Source organism: Streptomyces sp. NPDC003077 (assembly GCF_040611095.1).
Taxonomy (GTDB): Bacteria; Actinomycetota; Actinomycetes; order Streptomycetales; family Streptomycetaceae; genus Streptomyces.
This window is the reverse complement of the sequence record NZ_JBEXNM010000005.1, coordinates 253216-262353: the sequence shown is the minus strand read 5'-3', so window position 1 is coordinate 262353 and position 9138 is coordinate 253216. Positions and strand designations below refer to the sequence as shown.

Sequence of the window (9138 nt, the reverse complement as noted above, 5' to 3'; positions counted from 1 at the left end):
GGGCCCGGCGGGGCCGGAAGCGGCGGGCCCGTCGCGCCTGGGCGAGGCCGGGCGGGGAGGTGCCCCAGCTCCCCGCCGCCCGCACGGCCGCCGTCGCCTTGCGGGCGGCGACGAGGACGGGGTCCCAGACGGGGGAGAACGGGGGCGCGTAGCCCAGGTCCAGGGCGGTCATCTCCTCCACCGTCAGGCGGGTGGTCAGCGCGACGGCCGCCACGTCCACCCGCTTGCCGGCGCCCTCGCGGCCGACGATCTGGGCGCCGAGGAGGCGGCCCGTCCGGCGTTCGGCGAGGAGTTTGACGCGCATCGGGCGGGCGCCCGGGTAGTACCCGGCCCGGCTGGTGGACTCCACGGTCACGGTGACGAAGCGGAAGCCGGCCTCGCGCGCCTCCGCTTCCAGCAGTCCGGTGCGGCCGATCTCCAGGTCGCAGACCTTGCTGACGGCCGTGCCGACGACGCCCGGGAACGTCGCGTACCCGCCGCCGGCGTTCGTCCCGATGACCTGCCCGTGCTTGTTGGCGTGGGTGCCCAGCGCGATGTGCCGGGTGCGGCCGGACACCCGGTCCAGGACCTCCACGCAGTCGCCGCCCGCCCAGAGGTGCTCGTATCCGCGGACCCGCATGGACAGGTCGGTCAGCAGCCCGCCGGACGGCCCCAGCGGCAGCCCCGCCGCCCGCGCCAGTCCGGTTTCCGGGCGGACGCCGAGGCCCAGGACGACGACGTCCGCCGGGTGGGTGCCGTTCTCGGTGGCCACCGCGCGGGCGCGCCCGGCGTCGTCGGTGAGGACCCCGGTGACGGCCGTGCCCCGCACCGTCTCGATGCCCATCGCGGTCATGGCCTCGTACACCAGCTCGCCCATGTCCGGGTCGAGGGTGGACATCGGCTGCGGGCCGCGTTCGATCACGGTCACCCGGTAGCCGCGGCGGACCAGCGCCTCCGCCATCTCGACGCCGATGTACCCGGCGCCGACCACCACCGCCCGGTCGCCCGCCGTCCCGGCGAGGGTGTCCAGCAGCGCCTGGCCGTCGTCGAGGGTCTGCACGCCGTGCACGCCGGGCGCGTCGATGCCGGGCAGGGCGGGCCGCAGCGGGCGGGCGCCGGTGGCCAGCACCAGCTTGTCGAAGCCGGTCCAGCTCTCCTTGCCGCCATCGGCCAGGTCGCGGGTGCGCACCCGGCCCCGGTCCAGGTCCAGTTCGGTGACCTCGGTGCGCATCCGCAGGTCGATGTCGCGGGCGCGGTGCTGCTCGGGCGTCCGCGCGATCAGCGCCTGCGCCTCCGGCACGTCGCCGCCGATCCAGTACGGGATGCCGCAGGCCGAGTAGGAGGTGTGGTGCCCCCGCTCGAACGCGACGATCTCCAACTCGTCCGGCTTCCGCATCCGGCGGGCCTGTGACGCGGCGGACATCCCCGCCGCGTCGCCCCCGATGACCACCAGCCGCTCCGCCATGGCCCTGCACTCCCTTCGCCGTGCCGTCGCGCGTGTGCGCACGGCGAAGGGTACGTGCCCCGGCGGTCCGAAGATCGACACGGGGCCCGGCGGCCTCAGAAGGGGTAGGGCGCGGGCGTGGACCGGACCGTGGTCCAGCGGGCCTCGGTGAACGCGTCGAGGTTGGCCTCGCCGCCGAAGCGCGCGCCGTTCCCGGAGTCCGCCAGCCCGCCGAACGCCGCCACGGGCTCGTCGTTGACCGTCTGGTCGTTGATGTGCAGCAGCCCGGTCGGCACCCGGTCGGCGAACTCCAGGGCCCGCGCGGTGTCCCGCGTGACGACGCCCAGCGCCAGCCCGTAGCCGGTGTCGTCGGCGAGCGCCGCCGCCTCGTCCACCGTGTGGAACTTCCGTACGGGCGCGACCGGCCCGAAGACCTCCTCGGCGTACGCGGGCGTGGGCTCCCCGGAGTCCGGCTCGGCCAGCACCGTGGGCCGGTAGAACAGGTCGCGGTGGGTGCCGCCGGCCGCGATCCGGGCCCCGGCCGCCGCGCTCTTGTGCACCAGCGCGTGGATCTTCTCCAGTTGCCCGGCGTCGATCACCGGCCCGAGGTGGACCTCCTCCCGGTACGGGTCGCCCACGGCGAGGGCGTCGGCCTTGGCCGCCAGCCGCTCCACGTACTCGTCGTACAGGGAGGCGTGCACAAGATGGCGGCCGGCGGTCATGCACACCTGCCCCTGGTGGAAGAAGGACGCCCAGGCCGCGGTGGACATGGCGGCGTCCAGATCGGCGTCCTCCATGACGACGAACGCGCTGTTGCCGCCCAGTTCCAGGTGCGCGCGCTTGAGGTGGCGGGCGGCCAGCGCGCCGACCTCGCGCCCCGCGCCCGTCGAGCCGGTGAACGAGATCACCCGCACCCGCGGGTCGGCGACCAGCGCCCGGCCCGCCTCCGCACCGCCCGGCAGGACGTGCAGCAGTCCCTCGGGCAGCCCGGCCTCGGCGAAGACCGCGGCCAGGACGTGCCCGCCGCACACCGCGGTGCGCGGGTCCGGCTTGAGGACCACCGCGTTGCCCAGGGCGAGGGCGGGCGCGACCGACCGCGTGGCGAGCACCAGCGGCACGTTGAACGGCGCGATCACGCCGACCACGCCCACGGGGGTCCGGCTGGTGTAGGAGAGCCGGGGCGCGGACGAGGGCAGCACCTGGCCCAGCGGGCGGTGCGCGAGCGCGGCGGCCTCGTAGCACTCCTCGGCGGCCGTGCGGATCTCGAAGTCCGCCTTGCCGGGGATGCTGCCGGCCTCCCGGACGATCCACTCCCGGATCTCCGGCGCGTGCCGGTGGATGAGGTCACCGGCGCGCCGGAGGACCGCCGCCCGCTCGGTGTACGGCGTGCGCGCCCAGGTCAGCTGGGCGCGGGCCGCGGCGCCGGTGGCGTCCGCCACGTCGTCGGCGTCGGCGAGCGTGAAGGCCCCCAGGGCCTCGCCGGTCGCGGGCTCGATCGCGACGGCCTCGCCGCCGTGCAGGGAGAGCCGGTCCTTGGGGTCGAGCAGGGCCATCGCGCCAACCTCCGGGTGCGGTACGGAACGCTGCGGTGCCGATCGGATCTTCGTCGGCGTTCGCATTGTGTCCTGAGGTCGGGGACGACGGGAGGGGCGGGGGTGACGTGAGGGGGCGGAGCGGCGCACTCCGCCGCCTCTTCGGTCTCGTCGGCCTCTTGGGCCTGCTCGGCTGCTCGGCCTGTCCGGTGTTTGAGGATGCGGTGGCGGGACTGGCGATGCGTGGCAGTTGTTTGACGGTGCCAGGGGGCAGTTTCTGCCATTTGGCGGCTGGGCTCGCCATTTCCGGCCTGTCCGGTGTTTGACGGACGCGGTGGCGGGATTGACGGCGTGTGGCAGTTGTTTGATGGTGCCGAGGGCAGGTTCTGCCATTTGGCGGCCGGGCTCACCCATCCCAGCCCGTCCGGCGTTTGAGGACACCCGGAGAGCGCGCGTGCGGGCTTATGGGCGGGTGGTGGGTGATCTGTGGACCCGGTGAACGCCGGGGGGCGTTGTCCTCAATCGCCGGACGGGCTCGGTTTCGCCGGGTCGTCGTGCACGGTCGGGCGCCGGTCCTCCGGCGTCTCCTGGTCCTCCGGCATCTCCCGGTCCGCCGCGTCGGCACCGGCACCGGCGCCCCCGGCCGCACGGGCCGGTGCCCCCGCGCCGACGAAGGTCCGCGCACCCGGAACCGCGGCCCCCTTCCGCCGCGTGCTGCGCCGCAGCCACCACGGGCCCCGTGCCCGCACGGCGCGCCACGCGGCGTACAGCAGCCCGGCCGCCGCCAGGAACGGCAGGGCGGCGCCGAGGACCACCAGCAGCCACCGGACCGTGCGCGTGAAGGCGTGCCAGCCGCCGGCCAGAGCGTCGCCGAAGGAACCCGGACCGCCCTCGTCCGCGTCGCTCGCCGTGCCGCCCTTCTGGTGCGCGACCAGCGTGAGGGTGGCCATGCCGGTCCGGTCCTTCAGCGACTTCAGCCGGGCCTCAAGGGACTCCAGCTCCGCCTGCCGCCTGCTCAGCTCGGCCTCCAGCGCCACGATGTCGGTGATGGTCTTCGCCCGGTCCATCAGCTCCCGGACGCGGGCCACGCTCTTGCGCTGGTTCTTGAGGCGGCTGTCGACGTCCACCACCTCGTCGGTGACGTCCTTGGCGGAGACCCGGCGCTCCTTGAGGACGCCGAGGCCGGAGATCCGGCGGAGCACGTCGCCGTACTGCCCCGGCGGCACCCGCAGCACCAGGCGGGAGCGCTCGCGGCCCTCGCCGTCCCGGTCGGTGGTCTCGTCCCCGACGTAACCGCCCGCGCCCTCCGCCGCCGCCCGCGCCGTGGCGAGCGCCGCCGGCACGTCCTCCGTCTCGACGGTGACCGTGGCCGTGCGGACGATCTGCGAGGCGGAGAGCTTCGCCGGGCCGCTGCTCGGGCCGGACCCGGACGGTTTCCCGGGACCGCCGTCCTTGCCGGCGTAGCCCGCCGCGTCCGGGGCCCGGCCGGGCGCGGAGGCGGCCTGGTCGGTGCCGGCCTTGCTCTGGCTGTCCGCGTCCCCAGCCGCGCCGCAGCCGGTCACCGTCAACGCCAGCAGCGCCCCCACCGCCGCCGCCCGCCTCCCGTACGACGTTCCGGTCTTCCTCATGGCGCGTACCCCCTGAAGTCGTGTGGCGGCTTTGCCCGTTCGACCGCGGGGGCGGGGCGGAGGTTGCCGGTCCGGTGGTTCCGATGCGGTCACGTTCGGGGCTCCGGACGGACTCTGAGAGAGTGGGGACATGAGCACTGTGCACACCAGTACGGGCCGTGCGCCCGGTCACGTCGTCGTCATCGGTGGGGGCATCTCGGGACTGGCGGCGGCCCACCGCCTGCTCGGCGGCGGGGCCCGGGTGACCGTGCTGGAAGCGTCGGACCGGCTCGGCGGAAAGCTGCTCGCGGGCGAGGTCGCGGGCGTCCCGGTCGACCTCGGCGCGGAGTCGATGCTGGCCAGGCGGCCGGAGGGAATCGAGCTGGCGCGCGCCGCCGGACTGGGCGACCGGCTGTGCGGCCCCGCAACGGCGACCGCCACCGTGTGGACGCGCGGCGCGCTGCGCCCCATGCCCAAGGGGCACGTCATGGGCGTGCCCGGCGACCTGGCGCCACTCGCGGCCTCCGGCGTGCTCTCGGACGCCGGGCTGGCGCGGATCTCCCAGGACGAGGAACTGGCCCGCACCGAGGTCGGCGAGGACGTCGCCGTGGGCGAGTACGTCGCGGCGCGGGTGGGCCGCGAGGTCGTGGACCGGCTGGTCGAGCCGCTGCTCGGCGGCGTGTACGCGGGCGACGCCTACCGCATCTCGATGCGCGCCGCCGTCCCCCAGCTCTTCGAGGCCGCGCGTGAGCGGCGCTCCCTTCTGGAGGGCGTCCGGGACATCCAGGCCCGCAAGGCCGCCGCCGACCAGGCCTCCCCTCAGGAGCAGCGGCCGGTCTTCGCCGGTATCGAGGGCGGCGTGGGGCGGCTTCCGCTCGCCGTCGCCGACGCGATCCGTGCGGCGGGTGGCAGGATCCGCACGCGTACCCCTGTCCGCGAACTGCGGCGCTCCCCCGGCGGCTGGCAGATTGTGGTGGACGGCCCTCAGGGGGCCGAGGCGCTGGACGCGGACGGGGTGGTCCTGGCGGCCCCGGCGCCCGCCGCGTCCGCGCTGCTGACCGCCGAGGCGCCGGCCGCCGCCGCGGAGCTGGCGGCCGTCGAGTACGCGTCGATGGCGCTGGTCACCATGGCCTTCCGGCGCGCGGACGTCGAGGACCGGCTGACCGGCAGCGGCTTCCTCGTCCCGCCCGTGGACGGCCGCGCCATCAAGGCGTCCACGTTCGCCAGCCACAAGTGGGGCTGGATCGCCGACGCCGATCCGGACCTGTTCGTCCTGCGCACCTCCCTCGGACGCTACGGCGACGAGGAGCACCTGCACCGCGCGGACGAGGACCTGGTCGCCCTGTCGCTGCGGGACCTCGGGGAGGCGGTCGGGCTGGCCGCGCGGCCGGTCGCGTCGCGGGTGACGCGCTGGAACGGCGGGCTGCCGCAGTACCCGGTCGGCCACGTGCGGCGGGTGGCCCGCATCCGCGCGGAGGTCGCCAAGCTGCCGGGCCTGGAGGTCTGCGGCGCGCTCTACGAGGGCGTGGGCATCCCCGCGTGCGTCGGGGGCGGTCGCGACGCGGCCGAGGCGCTCCTGGGCACCCTGACGGCGGGCTCCGAGGGGGGAGAGTGAGAATGGAGGACATGACTGACGCTTCCGCTCCTGTTCCCACCCCCGCGTCCCCCGAGAGGACCCCGAACGCCGGCAAGAAGGCGAAGGACCTCAACGAGGTCATCCGCTACACCCTCTGGTCCGTCTTCAAGCTGCGCGACGTCCTGCCGGAGGACCGCTCCGGCTACGCCGACGAGGTCGAGGAGCTGTTCGCCCAGCTCAAGGCCAAGGACGTCGTGGTCCGCGGCACGTACGACGTGTCCGGCCTGCGCGCCGACGCCGACCTGATGATCTGGTGGCACTCGGAGAGCTCGGACGCGCTCCAGGAGGCGTACAACCTCTTCCGCCGCACCAAGCTGGGGCGCGCGCTGGAGCCGGTGTGGTCCAACATGGCGCTGCACCGCCCGGCGGAGTTCAACAAGTCGCACATCCCCGCCTTCCTGGCGGACGAGGTCGCCCGCGACTACGTGAGCGTCTACCCCTTCGTGCGCTCCTACGACTGGTACCTCCTCCCCGACGAGGACCGCCGCCGGATGCTGGCCGACCACGGCAAGATGGCCCGCGGCTTCCCGGACGTGCGCGCCAACACCGTGCCGTCCTTCTCCCTGGGCGACTACGAGTGGATCCTCGCCTTCGAGGCGGACGAGCTGTACCGCATCGTCGACCTGATGCGTCACCTGCGCGGCTCCGAGGCGCGGATGCACGTCCGCGAGGAGATCCCGTTCTACACGGGGCGCCGCAAGGCGGTCGCGGAGCTGGTGGCCGGACTGGCCTGAGTAGTCACCGGGGGCGGCCCGGGCTGCCATCCGGCGGCCGGGTTGGCTGTTTCGGTTCGCCGGTTCGCCGGTTCGCCGGTTCGCCGGTCCGCCGGTCCGCCGGTTCGCGTCTGGGCAGAGGTGGGCCTGAGCTGGACAGCGGCTACTTGGCTGTTTTGTTCGGTTCGGTCGCGCCGGCTGGTTTTTCCGGTACGGGCTCCGGGTGCGGCGCGCAGAACGTGTGCCGGTCCGGGGCCCGTCCCGTCAGCAGGTACGTCTCGGTGTGCCGGTTGACGCAGTCGTTCTCGCCGAAGGCGAGGCCGTGGCTGCCGGCTTCCTGCTCCGTCACCAGCGACGCGCTCGGCAGCCGGCGCTGGAGTTCCTGCGCGCCCCCGTACGGCGTGGCCGCGTCGCGCTCGGCGGCGAGCAGCAGGACCGGCGGCAGCGCACCCGGTTCCGCGCCGACGTCCATGGGGCGGCGGTCGTCGGCCTTCTCCCCGTCGAACTCCCCGGCGTGCTCTCCGTCGGGCTCCCCGGCGTCCTCCCCGCCGCGTTCGCCGGTCTTCCCGGGCTCGGGCCAGAAGGCGCACGGCAGGTTCATCCAGGTGTTGTCCCAGGTCTCGAACGGGGCGATGGCCGCGACCCGGGTGCTGTCCGACTCCCAGGTCGCCACGTCGCGCGGCCACGGAGCGTCGTTGCACTCGACCGCGAGATAGACGGCGTTGGTGTTCTCGCTCGCCTTGGCGGACTTCGGATCGGGCGCCGCGAGGGCGATCAGCGGCTTCGGGTCCCCCTTGAGGTACGCGGCCAGCGCCGCGGCACGCGAGGGCCAGAACGCGTCGGCGTACCCCGTCTCCAGCAGGGCCCCGTGCAACTGGGCCGGGCCGACCTTCCCTCCCGCGGGCGTGCGGCGCAGCCGGTCGCGGGCCTTCTCGTAGGAGGCGCGCACCGCACGCGGGGTCTTCCCCAGGTGGTAGATCCCATCGTGCTTGGCCACCCAGCGGCGCCAGTCGGACCAGCGGCGTTCGAAGCCGACGTCCTGGTCGAGGTTGTTGCGGTACCAGATCTTGCGGGGGTCGGGGTCCACGACGCTGTCGAAGACCATCCGGCGGACGTGGCCGGGGAAGAGGGTGGCGTACAGGGCGCCGAAGTACGTGCCGTAGGACGCGCCCATGAAGGTCAGCTTCTTCTCGCCGAGCGCGGCGCGCAGCACGTCCAGGTCGCGGGCGTTGGCCTCCGAGGTGTAGTGGCGCAGGGCCGCGCCCGTCTTGCGCGCGCACCCGCGGGCGTACGCGGCGGCGCGCTCGGTCTTCTCGGCCCGGAACTTCGCGTCGGGCGCGGCCGGGTAGTCGCTCGGCGCCTTCACGTACGCGGCCGGGTCCTGGCAGGAAAGCGGCGCGGAGCCGCCGACGCCGCGGGGCGCGTACCCGACGAAGTCGTACGCCCGGGCGGTCTTCCGCCACTTGTCGAGCGTCCCGTAGAGCGGGAACTGCATCCCGGAGGCGCCCGGCCCACCGGGGTTGTAGACGAGCGCGCCCTGGCGCTCCTTGGGGCTGCCGGTGGCCCGGGCGCGGCTGACGGTGAGGGTGATCTTCTTGCCGTCGGGGTGCGCGTGGTCCAGGGGGACGGCGAGCTTCGCGCACTGGACACGGGTGGGCAGCCGCTCCCGCGGGGCGCAGCGACCGAAGACCAGGGGGCGGGGCGTCGGGCTCGGGGACGCGGAGGGGGAAGCGGAGCTCGGGGAGACCGCGGGCCGCGGGGACGAGGTGGGGGCGGCGGGGGCCGTGGGCCCGGGGGTGCCGCCGGCGGGGACGGTGAGCAGCGCGGTCACCGCCAGCGAGCCGATCGTGCCGTACAACGCTCGTGCTTTCACTGGCCGTCCCCTTCGTGCGGTGCGGTGCGCCGGACGTGTGGTGCGCGGTGCCGGGCGCCGGCGCGTGGCGTATGTGGTGCGCTGCCTGGTGCGCGGGGGCGCGCGCGGTGCGAGCGGCGCGCTGGTCCGCGTCGGCCGCACCTGCCGCGCGGGTGTGGCACAAGAACGCCCGGAGCGCATCTGAAGCGCATACAAAAGGGATAATTGAGGTGGCGGCGGATGATGTAAAGCTCCGTGTCGCGGTGTCGGGAGCTATGCCCCGGACGAGTGGAGCGCCGCACGGGAGTCGGGGACGAGGGCCCGCGGGAGGGGCGGGGGACGGAGCCGGAGCGCAGGCGTCCCCCGCCCGGGCCG

6 protein-coding genes are annotated in these 9138 nt (G+C 74.8%); 2 read left to right on the top strand and 4 right to left on the bottom strand.

Annotation, left to right across the window (positions count from 1 at the left end; translation table 11 throughout):
• The 3 genes from ABZX96_RS06195 to ABZX96_RS06185 form a co-directional block, all read right to left on the bottom strand.
• Positions 1-1444: FAD-dependent oxidoreductase (locus tag ABZX96_RS06195; RefSeq protein ID WP_355538604.1), on the bottom strand; the 1444-nt coding region annotated here is incomplete at its 3' end.
• Positions 1445-1539: 95 nt separating this feature from the next.
• Positions 1540-2976 carry an aldehyde dehydrogenase family protein gene (locus tag ABZX96_RS06190; protein WP_355538601.1) on the bottom strand — a complete coding sequence of 479 codons (1437 nt, stop codon included), beginning with the start codon at positions 2974-2976 and terminating at the stop codon, positions 1540-1542.
• A 497-nt stretch (positions 2977-3473) separates the two neighbouring features.
• Positions 3474-4583 carry a DUF4349 domain-containing protein gene (locus tag ABZX96_RS06185; RefSeq protein ID WP_355538598.1) on the bottom strand — a complete coding sequence of 370 codons (1110 nt, stop codon included), beginning with the start codon at positions 4581-4583 and terminating at the stop codon, positions 3474-3476.
• Positions 4584-4713: 130 nt separating this feature from the next.
• Between ABZX96_RS06185 and hemG the strand changes: the two genes are divergently transcribed.
• The gene (gene hemG, locus ABZX96_RS06180) at positions 4714-6177 is read left to right on the top strand and encodes a protoporphyrinogen oxidase (RefSeq protein ID WP_355538595.1); all 1464 of its coding nucleotides are present in this window, start codon (positions 4714-4716) and stop codon (positions 6175-6177) included.
• 2 nt (positions 6178-6179) lie between these two features.
• A complete protein-coding gene (gene hemQ, locus ABZX96_RS06175; protein ID WP_355538592.1) occupies positions 6180-6932 on the top strand; it encodes a hydrogen peroxide-dependent heme synthase in 753 nt (250 codons plus the stop codon).
• A gap of 142 nt (positions 6933-7074) precedes the next feature.
• On the opposite strand, the gene ABZX96_RS06170 is transcribed toward hemQ, so the two are convergent.
• Positions 7075-8784, bottom strand: a complete 1710-nt coding sequence (locus tag ABZX96_RS06170) for an alpha/beta hydrolase (RefSeq protein ID WP_355538589.1) — start codon at positions 8782-8784, stop codon at positions 7075-7077.
• Positions 8785-9138: the final 354 nt, after the last annotated feature.